The sequence below is a fragment of the Streptomyces sp. NPDC004658 genome (assembly GCF_040609555.1).
Classification (GTDB): domain Bacteria; phylum Actinomycetota; class Actinomycetes; order Streptomycetales; family Streptomycetaceae; genus Streptomyces.
Genome location: NZ_JBEXKG010000161.1, coordinates 1 through 16,662 on the forward strand (window position 1 = coordinate 1; position 16,662 = coordinate 16,662).

Consider the following 16,662-nt stretch of genomic DNA (forward strand, 5'->3'; position numbering starts at 1 on the left):
GCCCCCGCCCCGGCCTGGCCGGCCCCGACCCCGCCGTACCGCCCGTGCCGCCGCAGCCCCCGGAGACGGCGGCGGGCTGGCGGCCCTGGCGGTTCCGCATGTCGAACGACGTGTGGGGCACCCCCTCCGTCGACGGCGACCTGGTCTACGTCACCTCCTTCGAGGTGCACGCCCTGGACGTGGCCACCGGCCGCCGCCGCTTCAAGACCCGGGACGTCGCCTGGTCCATGGCGGTCGCGGACGGCCGTATCCACGCCTCCGACGGCCCCACCCTGTTCGCCCTGGACGCCCGCGAGGGCACCGACCTGTGGCGACTGTCCACGGACGCCTGGGTGTACTCCCTGAAGGCCGACCGCGGCACGGTCGTCACCGGCACCCGCGGCGGCGGCGTGCAGGCCTGGGAGGCGGCGAGCGGACAGAAGCTGTGGGAGATCACCGGCTGCCAGACCGACTTCGAGTCCCCGGAGGCCGGCGCGGTCGTGCACGACGGCACGGTCTACGTCTGGCAGGACGCCCGGCTGCGCGCCCTGGAGGCCCGCACCGGCGAGGAGCGCTGGTCGTACCCCATCGGTGACGCGGCTTCGTGCGGCGGCGTCCCGGTCCGCCTGACCCCCGCCCCCGACGGCTGCGTCTACGTCTCCGCCGGCACCCGCGTGCTCGCCGTCGAGGCGGTGAGCGGCCGGGTCCGCTGGCACTTCGAGGCCCCGGCGGTCTTCCTGAGCCCGCCCGCCTTCGCCCCGGGCCCGGCCGTCACCGGCGGCGGCATCTACCTCGCCGACTACCTCGGCACGGTCTACGCCCTGGACGCCGCCGACGGCCGCGACCGCTGGCGCATCGCCACCGAGGCCCGCTCCTCCGTCGAGCCGGTCCTGGTGGCCGCCGGGCACGTGCACGTCGGCAGCGGCAAGGGCCTGTACACCCTGGACGCGGTCACCGGCACCCCCAAGTGGCGCTTCCAGGCGGGCGGCGACGTCGTGGGCGCGCCCGCGGTGGCGGAGGGCCGCATCCACTTCGGCTCCACCGACCACCTGCTGTACACCCTGAAGGCCGACGACGGACGGCTGCGCTGGAAGCTCGCGACCGGCGGCGAGATCACCGGCTCCCCGGTGGTCAAGGACGGCGTGGTGTACGCGTGCAGCAAGGACCGGTGCGTGTACGCGCTGGACGCGGAGAAGGGCACGGGCACCGCGCGGACCGCGTGAGCCGCGCGACGGCCGTCGTACCGGCTCTGCACGGAAGGGCTCCGGACGGCGGCCGTCCACGCCGACGCTACCTCCGGCGCCCGGCGGCCGCCATGCGGTGCGCCGGCGGCTAGTCTGCTGGCATGCTCATGCCTTCACGGACGCGCGCACTCAGGTTCACGGCCGTACTGACCCTGGTGCTGCTCAGCCTGACCGGTTTCTCGTCCGGCCGGCACCACGGCAGCCGGGGACACGGAGGCGGCGGGGGCGGGTGCAGCAGCTCGCACCAGGACCACGACGGTTCGTCGTCCACCTCGGGCGGCGGATCGTACGGCTCCACGGGCGGCGGCACCTACCGGCGCACCCACCGCCCCACCTCCACGCCGTCCGGCAGCGGCAGCAGCACCCCGCTGAAGGACGGGAAGGCCAGGCTGATCGCCTGCGCGACCGCCGGGAAGCCGTACGCCACGGTCGAGGTCACCAACCCGAACGGCCACGAGGCGACCTTCACGGTCGAGGTGCTCTTCCTGCCGGACAGCCCGCCCGCCATCGACTCGGGCCGCACGGAGGTCTCCGTACCCGCCCGCGGCACCAGGACGGTCCGGGTCCCGTTCACGCAGAAGGCCCACCTCGACCTGCTCGACCACTGCGAGGTGGACGGGACGGCGCGCCTGGCCTCCTGACCGTCAGCGCACCCGGAACTCCCGGCGGCGGGTTGCCCAGCGCGATCTGCGGCGCCCGCACGGACCCCTGCACCGCCTCGGCCGGATACCCCGCGATGACGGTGGCGCGGTCGGTGGCCGCGGCCAACGCCGCGCCCTGCTCGGTGACTTCGCTGACCATGCCGTAGGTGGGCGGCACCGGCCCCGGCCACGAGGACTCGCACTCCCCGAGCAGATAGAAGGCACCCCCGCAGGCCATCCCCTCCACCGCGGCGATCACCGGCTTCCACAGCCCGTTCGCCTTGGGCCCGACGCCCAGCAGCGGAAGAGCTGAGGGGAAGGGGGTGACCCGGGCCGGTGCTGAAAGGGTCGCTGTGGGCTGAACCCGGCCGCCCGCTTCCTTGCCAGTGTCGTGCTTCCGCGACCCGAGTAAAGGGCGCTGCGCGTCGCCTTCGGCGATGGCCCTCCGGGCCACCCTTGACTCGGCTCACTCCAGCACGGGGGAGAAGCGAGCGGGCGGCCGGGGGAAAGTGGGCGCCTACCGGTACCGGGCCCGCAACCCAGCTGGGCACTCACCCGGCGCCAGGGGTACGCGTCGGCGCCTCGCCTGCACGCCGGGTGGGCCAAGCGGCGAGCGGCGGGTGGGAGGAGCGCCCCCGCGCCTCGCCTGCACGCCAGGCAGGTTCGGCGGCCACCGGCCGGTGGGAGGAGCGAGGGGAGGGGCTGGCGTCCCATGAGCCCCTTGGGTCACAGGAGATCGGTGATTGGCGGATTCGGGCCACCCGTAGAGGACCTCCCGTCACCAGAACTACCTAGCCTCTTGGCCCAATTGCGCCAATCACCCTCTGGAGGGGCGAGGCGGGTTCCCGGCACGAGCCGCAGCCGCCGATCTCACCCGGCGTGCATGCGAGGCGCGTTCGCGCGCCCCTGCCGACGATGCGGAGGCAACTGGCCCGAGGGCCCGGTACCGGTCGGGGCCACCGCCTTTCCGGGCCGCTCGCTCGCTTCTTCCCCGGGCTGGAGTGGGCCGGGTCAAGGGTGGGCCGGAGGCCCATCGCCGAAGGCGACGCGCAGCGCCCTTGACGCGGACCGCGGAAGCCCGACACTGGCCGGGAAGCGAGCGGCCCCACGGTCACGTGGAATCGCCGGTCAGGGAAACCAGCGTGGCCCTGATCTCCGCGACCATGTACGCAGGCCGCCGGAACACGTCCTCGGCGCTGAAGCGGAGGAGGCTGCGGATCTCGGGGCAGCGGAGGAGCTGGTTGAAGCGGTCGATGTCCCTGCGGTGGGCTTCACGGGTGCCGTGGTAGGCGTACCCTTCGATCTCCACCGCGAGCCCCGCCGCCCGGAAGAGGAAGTCGACGACGCGGCGACTGCCGTCCGGGGGCGCAGCTCGGCTTGGCTCTCGGGGTGCAGGTCGGCGTCGTACATGCGCAGCCGGGCGACCGTCTCGGCGGGGGAGCCGGCGCGCGGGTCGGTCAGCCGGAGCCAGTCCCGCGCCCGGACCGACCCCTGCGAGGTCTTCCCCAGCGCGGCTGCGATCTGCTCCCTCCGCACCAGCGGTGCGCGTCGCACTCGCCTGACCCTGCGGTACGTCAGGGCCGAGTCCACGGCGACTACCGCCTCGTCACGCGGGCCGCGGCGCAGAAGGTCGGCGCATGTGCGGGTCGGGGTGGTGAGCCGTAGCCCCTGCCTCTCCACCACGTCACTTCTGGCGAGCGGCATCCGGTGCACGCGCACGCCGCTGCCCAGGCGGTGCATGCTGAGGTGCGGGTCGATGAAGTCCAGCGGTGCCTTCCGGCCACCGCCGAGCAACTCGATGCGCCAGAGGGCGGCCGCCGAACCGTGGCTCACGACGAAGCGCGGTACGCGGAGCTGGACGGCCCGGAGGTGCGTGAGCAGGTCCGGGTCGCGCCCCGGCTCGGACCAGGCGCCGTGCCGGAGCTGCGTCCACCCCTCCGCCCGCAGCGCGCGCGTCAGGCTACGCCTGGGCCAGCCGGCCTCCACGGCACGTGAGGTGAGGAGGACGCCTCTGTCCGCCAGCGCCCTCAGGTCCGTCCGCTCCACACGGGCAAGATCGCAGAAACCGTGACCTGCCGCTTGCCCTGTGGACAACCGGGTGGGCTCAGCCCTTCAAGGAGCCGAGGAAGGCGCTCCAGGCGCGGGGGCGGAAGAGGAGTACGGGTTCGTCCTGGGGCTTCTTGGAGTCGCGGACGGGAATGATGCCGGGGTGAGTCTCCGAGACCTCGACGCACTCGCCCCCGGTGCCATTGCTGTAGCTGCTCTTGCGCCACACGACATTGCTCAGGTCAATCCCGGTGCTTGCCATCTCGGTAGTCCTCTGCCGCAGCCTCGATGATCGCAAGGGACGCCTCAGGCGGCAGTGCGGCGGCCCTGAGCAGATCGTACGACTCGCGGTACTGCTTCACGAGCGCTGGATAGTCGATGACTTGGCCACTGTGCAGTGACTCCGTGTACACCACCGGAGGTGCGTCCGCGAAGGTCATGAACCTGGTCATGCCCATCATGAACGGATGGGCGCCGGTGGTTTGCGGGAGGATCTGCAGAATGGAGTGCGTGTTCCTCACCACCTGCGTGATGTGGTCGAGGAGTTCTGCCATCTGCTCGTCGGGGAGTGCTGGGCGCTGGATCAACGACTGGTCCAAAATCGCCCAGAACTTCGGCGGGTTTTCCGCGTCGAAGAGCTTGGCCCGTTTCATGCGGGCGTTGACCTTCTCCTCGACCTCCTCGTCCGAGGCTCGGGGCATGGCGGCACGCACGATCGCGCGGGCGTATGACGCTGTCTGGAGGAGCCCCGGCACAAGCATGGGAGCCCAGTCGTCGATCGTCTCGGCATGCTGTTCCATCTCCGCCACATCCGCGAAGTACTCCGCATGCCCCGACTGCCGTGCCCGGCGCGCATCTTCACACCGTCGCTCGAAAAACCCGTCCGTCCCCAGCACCTTGTCGACGTGCCGGGCCAGATCCACCGGCATCCGCCGCTCGCCCCGCTCGATCTGGCTCAGGAACGGCACGCCCCGGAAGCTTCCCTCGGCCAGCTGCTCCAAGGTCAGTCCCGCCAGTTCGCGCTGGTAGCGCAACTCGGCGCCGTAGAAGGAGGGGAAGTTCGCCGAGGCGTCCGGGTCTTTGCGTGGGGGCATAACTCGTCACCGCCGTTTGCCACTTGCGCTTGCGCAGCCGAAACCTCTTCAAAAGGTACCGGTGCGGGCATCACTCTGTAGCCGTTTCGTCACAGAGAGCAGCAAAGGAAGGCGTACGCAACCGTGTCGTCCTCGAATCTCCCCTCCGCCCAGCGCGGCAACTCCGCCTACGACACCACCCTCTGTGTGGACGACCTGCGCGACGCGCTGTCCACCCACGGCATCATCCTGCCCTCCCTCCGGGTGGACCTGCCGAGCTTCGCGGGCAAGTACCAGCCGCCGGTGGGCCTCGTCGCGCTCGGCAACTGCAACACGGCGACGGCGCGCAAGCTGGCGAGGGCGCTGCGGGGTGAGGAACGTACGCGGAGCCGGCCGCCCTTGGACGTCGAGGTCGTCGCCGTACCGAAGGCGCTCCAGGGGCTGCGCCGTACCGTCCGCCGCTACCTGGACGCACCCTGCGCCGACGTCCAGCTCTGCGTCACCGAGCTCGTCGGCAACGTGATCCGGCATGTGGGGGAGGGGGTTTGTGTCCGTGTACGGGTGGCTCGGACGGACGGCGGGCGCATTCGCGTCGAGGTCACCGACCCGGAGGCGAAAGCCGTACCGGTGCTCCTGCCTGCCGGCGACGACGATGAGGCGGGCCGCGGGCTTGCCCTGATCGACGCGGTGACCGTTCGGTGGGGTGTGGAGCAGGGGGTGGACAAGACCGTGTGGTGTGAGCTGGCGGAGGGAGAGTGACCGGTCACCTCGGCGGGGCCACACGGCAAGGGGCCGAGCTTCCGCCCGGCCCCTCGGAGGTGTGCTGCCGTGTCACGGCATGTGGTTGTCCTGCGGGGTGACGACCGTGGTCTGGCCGTTCTCCGAGCTCACGGGCATGGCATTGTTGGCCAGCGCAGGGCTCGCGGCAGCGGCGGTGGCTCCGATGATCAGGGCCACGGTGGCCACGACCTTCTTGGTGAGCGTCATGGTGTCCTCCGGTTGTTGAACCGGCATCGGCCCGGACACACCTCGGCCGCGACGGCTCCCCCTCCGCGCCGCCGCGGCCGACCCCCCGTCGGGGTGATGGCTTACTTGCCTCCCAGGTCCAGGGCCGGAGGCACCGGGGTGTGCTGGTCCATCGTGGTGACCGGCTCGTCCAAGGCGGGCGGGGCCGGGGTGTGCTGGTCCATCGTGGTGACCGGCTCGTCCAGGGCGGGCGGGGCCGGAGTGTGCTGGTCCATCGTGGTGATGTTCTCGTCGTTGCTCATGGCTGGTACTCCAAGAGATGTGTGACGCAGTGGAAGAAGCGCCCGTTCGGCAACTCCCCCGTAGGTCGCCGAACGGGCACTTCCGGAGGCCTCAGAGTAGCCGTGAGGCCCAGCGAATCCGCCTGCCCCCCGACAGCGGCGGATCGACAAACCGAGAGTGGCAGACGCCCATAAATGTTCGATGAACGACTCTGTTGCGGCGGTCTCTCAGGCAGCGGCCAGCGGGGAGAGCAAGCCGCGTACTTCGGCCGCTTCCGGCGAGCCGGCCTGCTCGTACAGCGTCAGGGCCTCCTGCCAGCAGGCGCGGGCGCGATCGGACTGGTCGAGCGCGTCCAGAGCCTTCCCCAGCATCGTCAGCGCGTTGGCCCTCATCCAGTCTCCGCCGATGCAGCCGATCGCCAACGCCTGTTCGGCGTGCTGGGCCGCCAGGGCCGGATGCCGGGACACCATGTGCACCTGCGCGATGCGGAAGTGCGTGGTGCCTTCCCAGAGGCGCTGCCGGTTGCCGGTGAACATGCGGAGTGCCTCCGACAGTTGCGTCAGAGCCTCGTGCAGAGAGCCCGCCTGCGTGAGCACGGTACCCAAAGCGTAGAGAGCGTTGGCCAGACGGACGGACATGCCGAGTTCGTCGTAGATGTCGACGCCCCGCTTCGCGAGTTCCACCGCCTCCTGTGTCCGGCCCATCGAGGCCAGGGCACGGGAAAGGTTGCATACGGCACTTGCCTCGCCCGGTTTGTTGCTGTCGGCGCGGAACGCCTCGATGGCCCTCTGCAGATAGACCACCGCGTCCGGGAAACGCCCCGTGCAGTTGGCGATGATTCCCAGTTGGTTCGGTGCCGTGCTGGCCGTCCAGGGATCGCCGGCCGTTTGGTTCAGCAGGTCCGCGTGTTCGGCCTCGATCCCGGCCTCGTCGAAACGTCCGGACTGGCTGAGGACTTGCGCGAGTGTGATCCGTGCTCGTGTCTCGGCGTGCGCGTCGCGGAGCGCGGCGGCTGCGTCACGAGCGGCCACGGCCGTAGTCTCGTAGCGGCGAGCGCTGGCCCCGGACTCCGCCAGATCTATGGTGGCCAGCAGGAGGTCGACGGCTCGTCGCAAGGTGGGCGCCTTCAGTGACTGCTGCACGCAGGCGAGAAGGGGCTCGGCCTCCGTGTGCAGCCAGTCCAGTGCCACCGAGGCGCTGGAGAACTCACTGCCCCGGTGCCGGGCGCCTTCCAGGTGGGCGATCGTCCGGTCCCCCGGCCGCTCCATCGCGTACACCCGAGCCGCCGTAGCCAGATAAAAGTCCAGCACCCGCGACATAGCCGCCTCCCGCTCACCAGGCGGCCACTCGTCCCTCTCCGCACAAGCCCGCGCGTACAGCCGGACCAGGTCGTGGAAGCGGTACCGCCCAGGCGCCGCCGACTCCAGCAGGGACGTGTCCACCAGGGACTCCAGCAGGTCCTCGGTCTCCTCCACGGGGAGGTCCAGGACCGCAGCCGCGGCAGCCAGCGAGATGTCCGGGCCGTCGGCCAGGCCCAGCAGCCGGAAGGCCCTTGCCTGGGCAGGCTCAAGCTGCCCGTACCCCAGCTCGAAGGTCGCCTTCACCGCCAGGTCGCCGGCCTGCAACTCGTCCAGCCGGCGTCGCTCGTCCGCCAGCTTCGCCGCCAGGACCGACACCGTCCACGTCCGCCGTGCCGCCAGGCGGGACGCCGCGATGCGGATCGCCAGGGGGAGGAAGCCGCAGGCCGCGACCACGTCCAGGGCGGCTTCGCGTTCCGCTGCCACCCGTTCCTCGCCCACGATCTTCGTGAAGAGGGCCAGCGCCTCCTCGGGGGACATCACGTCCAGGTCGACCAGGTGGGCGCCGGCGAGGTCGAGCATGCGGACGCGGGAGGTGACCAGGGCCGCGCACCCCTCGGTGCCGGGGAGCAGGGGCCGTACCTGGGCGGCATCCTTCGCGTTGTCCAGCAGGACCAGGACTCGGCGGCCGTCCAGCACCGAGCGGTACAACGCCGCTCGCTCCTCCAGCGAATCCGGGATCGACGCGTCCGCCGTGCCCAGCGCCCGCAGGAAGGAGCCGAGGACCGTCTCCGGTTCCGCCGGGCGGGGGCCCGCGCCCTGGAGGTCGACGTACAGCTGGCCGTCGGGGAAGGCCGGGCGGGCCCGGTGGGCGACGTGCACCGCCAGGGTGGTCTTGCCGACGCCGCCGATGCCGGCGAGGGCCGAGACCGCCATGACCCGGCCCTCCGCCTCCGACGCCGAGGACAGCACGTCCGTCAGTTCCGAGACGAAGGACGAGCGGCCCGTGAAGTCGGGGACGGAGGCGGGCAGCTGGGCCGGGCGGACGGGGTTCGCCGCCGGTTCCGCCGCCGGGGCCGAGGGCTCCGCCAGGGCCGGGTCCGCCTGGAGGATGCGCTGCTGGAGTTCGCTCAGGCCGGGGCGGGGGTCGACTCCCAGTTCGTCGGCGAGCAGGCGGCGCGTGTCCGCGTACACCGCGAGGGCCTCCGCCTGGCGGCCGCTCCTGTACAGCGCCAGCATCAGCAGTTCGCGCAGGCGCTCCCGGAGCGGGTGCGCGGCCGTCAGGGCCGTCAGTTCCGAGACGGCCTCGGCGTGGCAGCCCTGTTCGAGGTCCAGGTCCAGGCGGGTTTCCAGCAGGCCGAGCCGCCATTCCTCCAGGCGGGCCCGCTGGGCCTCGGCGTAGGGGCCGGGGACGCCGGCCAGGGGTTCGCCGTCCCACAGGTCGAGGGCCTGGTTCAGGACCGCTCGGGCTCGGCTCAGGTCACCCGCGCCCCGCGCCTTCTCCGCCTCCGCCGACAGGTCCTGTGCGACCGCCAGGTCCAGGGCGCCCTCGCGCAGGCCCCGGATCGCGTACCCGCCGGACTCGCTGATCAGGACGCCGGGGGTGAGCACCTTCCGCAGCCGGGAGGCGTACGTGCGGACCGCCGCCAGTGCCTGGGACGGCGGCTCGGCTCCCCACAGGGCGTCGATGAGCTCCGCCGCCGTGGCCGTACGGCCCTCGCGCAGCAGCAGGGCGGCCAGCAGGGCGCGCTGCTGGGGGGAGCCCGTGCTGAGCGCTTCCTCGCCGTGCCAGGCCCGCACCGGACCGAGCACGCCGAAGCGCAGCGGGGCGGGTTCCGCGACGGGCGCGGAGCCGGACCGCCGCTGTTCGGGTACTCGCGGCCCACCGTCCATGCGTTCGTCCCCCTCGGCATCACGAACAACCCCGTCAGTTTGCCTTGTTCCGGGCGGTTGCGTCAGCCGTGGGAGACGCCGATCACAGCGGGCCGCGCCTGGGCGCACGAAGCTCTCACAACCTCTCCGCATACCGCCGCCGGACCCCGGCATCTGACGGACCGTCAGGTAGGCGCTACGGTGAACGGCATGGAGACCACACCGCTCCCACGGGACTCAGTCCGCCAGGTCCACCCGGACGGTCAGCAGGTCCGTGCCGAACGCCCGCACCGCCGCGCTGTTGAGGCGGGGCAGGGTGCGCAGCCGGGCCACCGGGTCGTCGTCGGGGAGCAGGTGGGCGGTGCCGCGGTGCCAGCGGCCGGCGATGCGGACCCGGACCCTGGGGTCGGCCTGGATGTTGCGCACGTACTGCGACCTCAGGCCGAACTCGGAGACCAGCCAGAAGGAGTTCCCGGTCCGGCGCCCGCCGACCGGGGTGCGCCGGGGCAGACCGGACGTCCGGCCGGTGGTCTCCAGCAGGGTCTGGAACGGCAGGCGCCGGTTGAGCGGGTTGGCGACGTACCGCTGGACGCGGGTGACGAAGCGGTGCTTGCGGTCTGCGCGGCTGGACACGACTCGGGCTCCCCTGTTCTCTCCGGCACGAGGATGCGGCCTCCACCGGGCCGCGGCTGATCGCGACGGGCCTGCCTCAGCATGACGCCTCGGGCTTCCCGTCCTCCACCCGCCCCAGGAAGACCGGGTTGGTGAACGCGGCCATCGCCCCCGGCACCGGTCCGAGCGCGGTCTCGTGCCGCAGCTCGGCCCGCACGTAGGCCGCGCGGTCCGGGGTCGTGCGCCACCGCACGGCGCCTGTGCCGGACACCGGCAGCGGCCCGCCGGTGAACAGCACGCCCTGGTCGGTGACGAACCGCACCGAGCAGCGCGGCGCCCCGGACACCTCCAGCCGGACGGTCACCGGGGTGTCGTGCCCGGCCGCCAGCCGTTCCCCGATGCCGGCGCGTCCACCGCCCTCGGCCGTCACGGAGAACGCCAGCGAGACGTGCCGCGACTCGGCCACGTACGACCGTCCGGCCCGCAGCCCCTCCAGGACCGCCTCCCGGGTCAGGTCGTCGGCGAGCACGACGGTCTGGGGCAGTCCGACCACGTCCGGGGCGCGGTGGGCGTCGCTGCCGCCCATCGCCGGCAGCCACGCCCGCCCGCCCCGTGCCGACGCCGGCAGCCGCGCGTCCCAGGCCGCCAGCGCCAGTTCGTCGTCGGGTGTCCAGGGCCCGTTCCACACCTCCACGGCGTCCGCCTGCGCGAACCCGAACTTCCAGCCGCAGCCCACGCAGTCGGCGTGCGGATGGGCCGGCACCACCAGACCGCCGGCCCGCCGGATCTCTCGCGCGAAGCGCGCCCAGCGGCCGTCCCGGGCCCGGTAGCGCCAGTCGACGAAGGTGCCGGGCTCGGTGCCGAGCGCCAGGGCGTGCCCGTTCCTGGTGGTGACCTCCTCGCCGAGCAGCACCAGGAGGTCGTCGCCGGCCGCGTCGGCCCAGTGGGCGTGCGAGGCGTGGGTGTTGTGGTCGGAGCTGTTGAGGAAGTCGAGCCCGGCCGCGCGGGCCAGGTCCGCGATCTCGGCTGGGGTGCGGCGCCCGTCGGAGTGCCAGGAGTGCAGATGGCAGTCGCCCCGGTACCAGTCCCGGCCCCGCCCCCGGGCCCGGTCCGGCGGGTACACCGCCCGGGGCGTCTCCCCGGCCGCCCCTTCCGTCAGCGTGACGGTCACCTCGTACGGCATCCCCTGCGGCGCCACGGTGTACGGACCGAGCGCGATGTACCAGGTGCCGGGCGTCAGCGGCCCCGGAAGATACCCCGGCGTGGCCTCGTCGGCCCGTACGAAGAACTCGCTCCGCGCACCCCCGGACCACCCCCGGAACCCCGGCCCGCCCAGTTCGGTGCCGCGCTGGTCGAAGAGCCCGATGTCGAGGGCGTTGCCGGGGGTGCCGGGCGGGACGGGGGATCTGCCGTAGGTGTAGGAGACCGTCAACTCGCGGGTTCCGGGCGGCACTTCGAACGGCAGGTACACATAGTCCGGCGAACCCGGTGCCAAGGTGCCGCGCAAGGTCGTCACGAGACCCACGGTAACCACGAACGGCCCACGGTGACCACGAACGGCCCGCGCGCCCCCGGACGAGCGACCGACCAGTCGGTACGATGCCCCATGCGCATCTCCGTCACGATCTTCCTCACCGACGAGACCATCACCCCCGTCCGGCTGGCGCAGGAGCTGGAAGCGCGCCGCTTCTCCGGCCTCTACCTCCCGGAACACACCCACATCCCCGTGGAACGCACCACCCCCTACCCCGCCGGCGGCGACCTCCCCCGCGAGTACGGCCGCACCCTCGACCCCTTCGTCGCCCTGGCCCAGGCGGCGGCCGTGACCCAGCGGCTGGCGCTCGGCACCGGCATCACCCTCGTCGCCCAGCACGACCCCATCGACCTCGCCAAGCAGATCGCCTCCCTCGACCACCTGTCCGGCGGGCGCTTCACCCTCGGCCTCGGCTACGGCTGGAACGTGGAGGAGGCCGCCGACCACGGCGTGACCTGGCGGACCCGCCGGGAACTGGTCCGGGACCGGATGGCGCTGATGCGCGCGCTGTGGAGCGAGGAGCCCACCGCGTACGAGGGGGAGTTCGGCGCCGTACGGGCCAGCTTCGCCCACCCCAAGCCCGTGCAGAAGCCGCGCGGCCCGGTCGTCGGCCCCCGCACGCTCGTCGGCGGGGCCGCCGGACCCGGGCTGTTCGCGCACATCGCCGAGTTCGCCGACGGCTGGCTGCCGATCGGCGGGCGCGGGCTCTCCGAGGCGCTGCCCGTGCTGCGCTCGGCGTGGGCGGACGCGGGCCGGGACCCGGCCGCCCTCCAGGTCGTCCCGTACGCCGTCCGGCCCACCCCCGGCAAGCTCGCCCACTACGCCGACCTGGGCATCGAGGAGGTCGTGGTGCAGTTGCCGCCGGCTCGGGAGGCGGAGGTGCTGCGGGCGCTCGACGCCTACGGCCCCCTCCTGCCGGACAGCACCCCGCGACAGTGATCAAAGCGAACGTATGCTCAAGGGATGACGACTTCCGCGACCTCCGGAACCGGCCCCACCGAGAACTCCATGCGTCGCGCCCTCAAACGCGCCCGGGACGGCGTCGCCCTCGACGTCGCCGAGGCGGCGGTGCTGCTCCAGGCGCGGGGTGAGCACCTCACCGACCTCGCCGCCTCCGCCGCCCGGGTGCGGGACGCGGGCTTGGAGGCGGCGGGCAGGCCCGGCGTCATCACGTACTCGAAGAGCGTCTTCATCCCCCTCACCCGGCTGTGCCGGGACAAGTGCCACTACTGCACGTTCGTCACCGTGCCCGGCAAGCTCCGCCGCGCCGGGCACGGCATGTTCATGTCCCCCGACGAGGTGCTGGACATCGCCCGCAAGGGCGCCGCCCTCGGCTGCAAGGAAGCCCTCATCACCCTCGGCGACAAGCCGGAGGACCGCTGGCCGGAGGCGCGCGAGTGGCTCGACGCGCACGGCTACGACGACACCATCGCCTACGTCCGCGCCATCTCCATCCGCATCCTGGAGGAGACCGGACTCCTTCCCCACCTCAACCCCGGCGTGCTGACCTGGACCGACTTCCAGCGCCTCAAGCCCGTCGCGCCCAGCATGGGCATGATGCTGGAGACGACCGCGACCCGCCTGTGGTCCGAGCCGGGCGGCCCGCACCACGGCTCCCCGGACAAGGAACCGGCCGTCCGGCTGCGCGTCCTGGAGGACGCCGGGCGCTCCTCCGTCCCCTTCACCTCCGGCCTGCTCATCGGCATCGGCGAGACCTACGAGGAACGCGCGGAGTCCCTGTTCGCGCTCCGGAAGGTCTCCCGGGCCTACCACGGCATCCAGGAGCTGATCATCCAGAACTTCCGCGCCAAGCCGGACACGGCCATGCGCGGCATGCCGGACGCCGAACTGGACGACCTTGTCGCCACGGTGGCCGTCGCCCGGCACATCATGGGCCCGGCCGCCTGCCTCCAGGCCCCGCCGAACCTGGTCGACGCCGAGTACGAGCGGCTGATCGGCGCCGGCATCGACGACTGGGGCGGGGTCTCCCCGCTGACCATCGACCACGTCAACCCCGAACGCCCCTGGCCGCAGATCGAGGAACTCACCGAGCGCTCCCGGGCAGCCGGCTTCGAACTGCGCGAACGCCTCTGCGTGTACCCGGAGTTCGTCCGCCGCGGCGAGCCCTGGCTGGACCCGCGGCTGCGCCCGCACGTGTCCGCCCTCGCCGACCCGGTCACGGGCCTCGCCCTGCCGGACGCGCCGGTCACGGGCCGCCCCTGGCAGGAGCCGGAGGAGGTGTTCACCGCCACCGGCCGCACCGACCTGCACTCCTCCATCGACACCGAGGGACGTACGGCGGACCGGCGCGCCGACTTCGACGAGGTGTACGGCGACTGGGAGGCGCTGCGGGAGGCGGCGGCCCCCGGCATGGCCCCGCAGCGCATCGACGCCGACGTGCGCGAGGCCCTGCGCACGGCGGCCGACGACCCCACCCGGCTGACCGACGCCGAGGCCCTCGCCCTGCTGCACGCGGACGGCCCGGCCCTGGACGCGCTGTGCCGGGTGGCCGACGACATCCGCCGGTCGGCGGTCGGCGACGACGTCACCTACATCGTCACCCGCAACATCAACTTCACCAACGTCTGCTACACCGGCTGCCGGTTCTGCGCCTTCGCACAGCGCCGCACGGACGCGGACGCGTACACGCTCTCGCTGGAGCAGGTCGCCGACCGCGCCCAGCAGGCGTGGGACGTGGGCGCGGTCGAGGTGTGCATGCAGGGCGGCATCCACCCGGACCTGCCGGGCACCGCGTACTTCGACATCGCCAAGGCGGTGAAGGAGCGCGTCCCGGGCATGCACGTGCACGCCTTCTCCCCGATGGAGGTCGTGAACGGCGCGACCCGCACCGGCATGTCGATCCGCGAGTGGCTCACGGCGGCCAAGGAGGCGGGTCTGGACTCCGTCCCCGGTACGGCGGCGGAGATCCTGGACGACGAGGTCCGCTGGGTGCTGACCAAGGGCAAGCTGCCCACGGCCACCTGGATCGAGGTGATCCGCACCGCGCACGAGCTGGGCATCCGCTCGTCGTCCACGATGATGTACGGGCATGTGGACCAGCCCCGGCACTGGCTCGGCCATCTGCGCACGCTGGCCGGCATCCAGCGCGAGACGGGCGGCTTCACCGAGTTCGTGACGCTCCCCTTCATCCACACCAACGCGCCGGTGTACCTGGCGGGCATCGCGCGTCCCGGCCCGACGATGCGGGACAACCGGGCGGTGACGGCGATGGCCCGTCTCCTGCTGCACCCCTGGATCCCCAACATCCAGACAAGCTGGGTCAAACTGGGCACCGAGGGGGCGGCGGAGATGCTCCGCTCCGGCGCGAACGACCTCGGCGGCACGCTGATGGAGGAGACCATCTCCCGCATGGCGGGCTCCTCCTACGGCTCGTACAAGTCCGTCCGTGACCTGGTCGCGGTGGCCGAGGCGGCCGGCCGCCCCGTGAAGCCGCGCACCACCCTGTACGGCGAGGTACCGCAGGAGCGGCAGCGGGCGGCCGAGGCGTCCGACGGCCACCTGCCGGACCTGCTGCCCGTCCTGGACTGAGCGGCCTCCCGGACCGATCCCCCTCCGCGGACTGAGTACGATGATCCGACCCCTGTGCTGAGAAGGGGGACCCGTAGCGGAGGAGATGCGTCCCGTGGCTGCCCGACTGCCCTCGTGGGCCTGGGTCACCGGTCTGACGGCGGGGGCGACCGCGGTCGTCGTCGCCCTCGCCGTGCAGGCGAACCACGGGCCGCATCCCACGGCCGCCGTCACCAGGCCCGCCGCGTCGGCGTCGGCGAGCCCGCACGCGACCCTGACGCCGAAGGCGCCGTCCGCCCCCGCCCTGCCGGACGAGTCCGGCGAGGGCCGCCGGATCGTGTACTCGCTCGGCGAGAAGCGGATCTGGCTGGTCGACGCGACCGGCAAGGCGACCCGCACCTTCCCGGTGTGGCCGGGCACGGTGAGCCCGCAGCCCGGCCGCTACTCGATCACCTTGCGCACCCAGTCCCTCAAGGGCTCCGACGGCGTGGAGATCGAGCACGTCATGTACTTCACGAAGGTCTCCGGCGTGAACGTCGCCTTCTCCAACGCCCTGGACGGCTCCTCGCCGCCGCCCGCGAACGGCCAGAAACTGGGCGGCATCCGCCTCCACAAGGAGGACGGAGCCGCGCTGTGGGCCTTCGGCGACCAGGGCACCCGGGTCACGGTGGTCAAGTAGCGTCCCCGCGGGACCACTCGGAAGCGGGGGTCGACGTGGTGCGGTCCGGCGGAACCGGGGTCGCGGTCGCCGTCGGCAGATCCTCTTCCGGCCGGTGCGCACCGGTCCACTCCGTGGTGCCGTCGACCCGTACGTCCGCCAGCCCGGCCCCGGCGAGTTCCGCTCCGGTCACATCCGCTCCCCTCAGGTCCGCCTCCGTCAGGTCCGCCTCCCGCAGGTCCGTCTTGTAGAGGTTCGCCCGCGACAGGTCGGCACCACGGAGGTTCGTCCGCCTCAGCGCGGCACCCCGCAGGTCCGCGCCGGACAGCTTCGTGCCTGTCAGGTCACCGCGCGAGAACACCGCGTCGGCGAGCAGCGCACCGCTCAGATCGGCGCCTTTGAGATCGACGTCGGCGAGCTGGACGCCCCGCAGATCGATGGCCCGGTCCCCGTCGTGCGCGGGATCGCGCTGGCCGAGCACGGAGAGCGCCGCCTGGATGTCGGGTGCCTTCTGTGCCGAGGTCACCTTCTTGGCCGCGTGGGTGCGGATGTACTGGGACAGGTCGGCGATGACCGCCGGCTGCTTCCGCGGCGAGTCCTCCATGATGCCCTGCAAGGAGAAGATCGCCCCCCTGCGGATGTTGACGGAGTCGTCGTCCAGCCGCTCGATCGCCTTGTCGTACCGGTCCGCGATCTGTCCCTGCTCCGAGATGGTCAGCTCCTCGGACACCTGCGTGACGGACACCCAGGTGAAGACCAGGGTGGCGACCGCTGTCAGCCCGGGGAGCAGCGTCGCGAGGAGCCCCGCCCGCTGAGCCCAGCCCTCCGGGCCGGCCGCCGGACCGGTCCCCGCTCCCGCCGCGCCGCCGGTCCGCTCCGGTGCCCTGGGGCGGTACCCGGGGCGGCGCGCGCCCAGCGGAGCCCGGGGC

At 72.6% G+C, this 16,662-nt stretch carries 15 protein-coding genes and 1 pseudogene; 6 read left to right on the forward strand and 10 right to left on the reverse strand.

The genetic code is table 11. The features are described from left to right. Both ABZV94_RS34205 and ABZV94_RS34210 read left to right on the forward strand, forming a co-directional pair. A partial coding sequence (locus tag ABZV94_RS34205; protein WP_356347485.1) for a PQQ-binding-like beta-propeller repeat protein occupies positions 1 to 1,202 on the forward strand: 1,202 nt, incomplete at its 5' end. A 122-nt stretch (positions 1,203 to 1,324) separates the two neighbouring features. Next, positions 1,325 to 1,864: a hypothetical protein gene (locus ABZV94_RS34210; protein ID WP_356347487.1), complete on the forward strand. Its 540-nt coding sequence runs from the start codon at positions 1,325 to 1,327 to the stop codon at positions 1,862 to 1,864. On the opposite strand, the pseudogene ABZV94_RS34215 reads toward ABZV94_RS34210, so the two are convergent. From ABZV94_RS34215 to ABZV94_RS34230, 4 genes and pseudogenes are all read right to left on the reverse strand, one after another. Then, a pseudogene (locus ABZV94_RS34215) lies at positions 1,794 to 2,168 on the reverse strand (hypothetical protein); the annotation flags it as partial. The gene ABZV94_RS34210 and the pseudogene ABZV94_RS34215 overlap by 71 nt on opposite strands. An 807-nt stretch (positions 2,169 to 2,975) precedes the next feature. Continuing rightward, positions 2,976 to 3,173: a hypothetical protein gene (locus ABZV94_RS34220; RefSeq protein ID WP_356347489.1), complete on the reverse strand. Its 198-nt coding sequence runs from the start codon at positions 3,171 to 3,173 to the stop codon at positions 2,976 to 2,978. Positions 3,174 to 3,968: 795 nt separating this feature from the next. Further along, on the reverse strand, positions 3,969 to 4,172 hold the full coding sequence (locus ABZV94_RS34225) for a DUF397 domain-containing protein (RefSeq protein WP_356347491.1): 204 nt from the start codon (positions 4,170 to 4,172) through the stop codon (positions 3,969 to 3,971). Continuing rightward, positions 4,153 to 5,004 (reverse strand): helix-turn-helix transcriptional regulator, encoded by an 852-nt coding sequence (locus ABZV94_RS34230; protein WP_356347492.1) that lies wholly within the window; start codon positions 5,002 to 5,004, stop codon positions 4,153 to 4,155. Before ABZV94_RS34230 ends, ABZV94_RS34225 begins: the two co-directional genes overlap by 20 nt. A 123-nt stretch (positions 5,005 to 5,127) precedes the next feature. Between ABZV94_RS34230 and ABZV94_RS34235 the strand changes: the two genes are divergently transcribed. Continuing rightward, on the forward strand, positions 5,128 to 5,742 hold the full coding sequence (locus ABZV94_RS34235) for an ATP-binding protein (protein ID WP_356347494.1): 615 nt from the start codon (positions 5,128 to 5,130) through the stop codon (positions 5,740 to 5,742). A 72-nt stretch (positions 5,743 to 5,814) separates the two neighbouring features. Here the strand turns inward: ABZV94_RS34235 and ABZV94_RS34240 are convergent, their stop codons facing one another. The 5 genes from ABZV94_RS34240 to ABZV94_RS34260 all read right to left on the reverse strand — a co-directional run bounded on the left by ABZV94_RS34240 (position 5,815) and on the right by ABZV94_RS34260 (position 11,529). Next, complete coding sequence (locus ABZV94_RS34240) at positions 5,815 to 5,997, reverse strand: hypothetical protein (RefSeq protein WP_356347496.1); 183 nt, start codon at positions 5,995 to 5,997, stop codon at positions 5,815 to 5,817. A gap of 74 nt (positions 5,998 to 6,071) precedes the next feature. Further along, a complete protein-coding gene (locus tag ABZV94_RS34245; protein WP_356347498.1) occupies positions 6,072 to 6,251 on the reverse strand; it encodes a sigma-like protein in 180 nt (59 codons plus the stop codon). Positions 6,252 to 6,458: 207 nt separating this feature from the next. Further along, positions 6,459 to 9,422 (reverse strand): BTAD domain-containing putative transcriptional regulator, encoded by a 2,964-nt coding sequence (locus ABZV94_RS34250; RefSeq protein WP_356347499.1) that lies wholly within the window; start codon positions 9,420 to 9,422, stop codon positions 6,459 to 6,461. A 216-nt stretch (positions 9,423 to 9,638) separates the two neighbouring features. Continuing rightward, positions 9,639 to 10,034: a nitroreductase/quinone reductase family protein gene (locus tag ABZV94_RS34255; protein ID WP_356347501.1), complete on the reverse strand. Its 396-nt coding sequence runs from the start codon at positions 10,032 to 10,034 to the stop codon at positions 9,639 to 9,641. Between the two features lie 76 nt (positions 10,035 to 10,110). Next, positions 10,111 to 11,529, reverse strand: coding sequence for a CehA/McbA family metallohydrolase (locus ABZV94_RS34260; protein ID WP_356347503.1), 1,419 nt, complete (start codon positions 11,527 to 11,529; stop codon positions 10,111 to 10,113). 90 nt (positions 11,530 to 11,619) lie between these two features. Between ABZV94_RS34260 and ABZV94_RS34265 the strand changes: the two genes are divergently transcribed. The 3 genes from ABZV94_RS34265 (at position 11,620) to ABZV94_RS34275 (ending at position 15,754) form a co-directional block, all read left to right on the forward strand. After that, entirely contained in the window at positions 11,620 to 12,486 is an 867-nt protein-coding gene (locus tag ABZV94_RS34265; RefSeq protein ID WP_356347504.1) for an LLM class F420-dependent oxidoreductase, read from the forward strand. A 24-nt stretch (positions 12,487 to 12,510) separates the two neighbouring features. Continuing rightward, positions 12,511 to 15,096, forward strand: coding sequence for a bifunctional FO biosynthesis protein CofGH (locus ABZV94_RS34270; protein ID WP_356347506.1), 2,586 nt, complete (start codon positions 12,511 to 12,513; stop codon positions 15,094 to 15,096). 85 nt (positions 15,097 to 15,181) lie between these two features. After that, entirely contained in the window at positions 15,182 to 15,754 is a 573-nt protein-coding gene (locus ABZV94_RS34275; protein WP_356347508.1) for a hypothetical protein, read from the forward strand. Here ABZV94_RS34275 and ABZV94_RS34280 read toward each other — a convergent pair. Continuing rightward, on the reverse strand, positions 15,747 to 16,662 hold a 916-nt coding region (locus tag ABZV94_RS34280; protein WP_356347510.1), incomplete at its 5' end, for a pentapeptide repeat-containing protein. The genes ABZV94_RS34275 and ABZV94_RS34280 overlap by 8 nt on opposite strands.

Excerpts from the sequence above, each read along its gene's own strand:
- ABZV94_RS34225 (WP_356347491.1), bottom strand. The coding sequence starts at position 4,172 with ATGGCAAGCACCGGGATTGACCTGAGCAATGTCGTGTGGCGCAAGAGC.
- ABZV94_RS34230 (WP_356347492.1), bottom strand. The coding sequence starts at position 5,004 with ATGCCCCCACGCAAAGACCCGGACGCCTCGGCGAACTTCCCCTCCTTC.
- ABZV94_RS34210 (WP_356347487.1), top strand. The coding sequence starts at position 1,325 with ATGCTCATGCCTTCACGGACGCGCGCACTCAGGTTCACGGCCGTACTG.
- ABZV94_RS34240 (WP_356347496.1), bottom strand. The coding sequence starts at position 5,997 with ATGCCGGTTCAACAACCGGAGGACACCATGACGCTCACCAAGAAGGTC.
- ABZV94_RS34275 (WP_356347508.1), top strand. The coding sequence starts at position 15,182 with ATGCGTCCCGTGGCTGCCCGACTGCCCTCGTGGGCCTGGGTCACCGGT.
- ABZV94_RS34250 (WP_356347499.1), bottom strand. The coding sequence starts at position 9,422 with ATGGACGGTGGGCCGCGAGTACCCGAACAGCGGCGGTCCGGCTCCGCG.
- ABZV94_RS34270 (WP_356347506.1), top strand. The coding sequence starts at position 12,511 with ATGACGACTTCCGCGACCTCCGGAACCGGCCCCACCGAGAACTCCATG.
- ABZV94_RS34245 (WP_356347498.1), bottom strand. The coding sequence starts at position 6,251 with ATGAGCAACGACGAGAACATCACCACGATGGACCAGCACACTCCGGCC.
- ABZV94_RS34265 (WP_356347504.1), top strand. The coding sequence starts at position 11,620 with ATGCGCATCTCCGTCACGATCTTCCTCACCGACGAGACCATCACCCCC.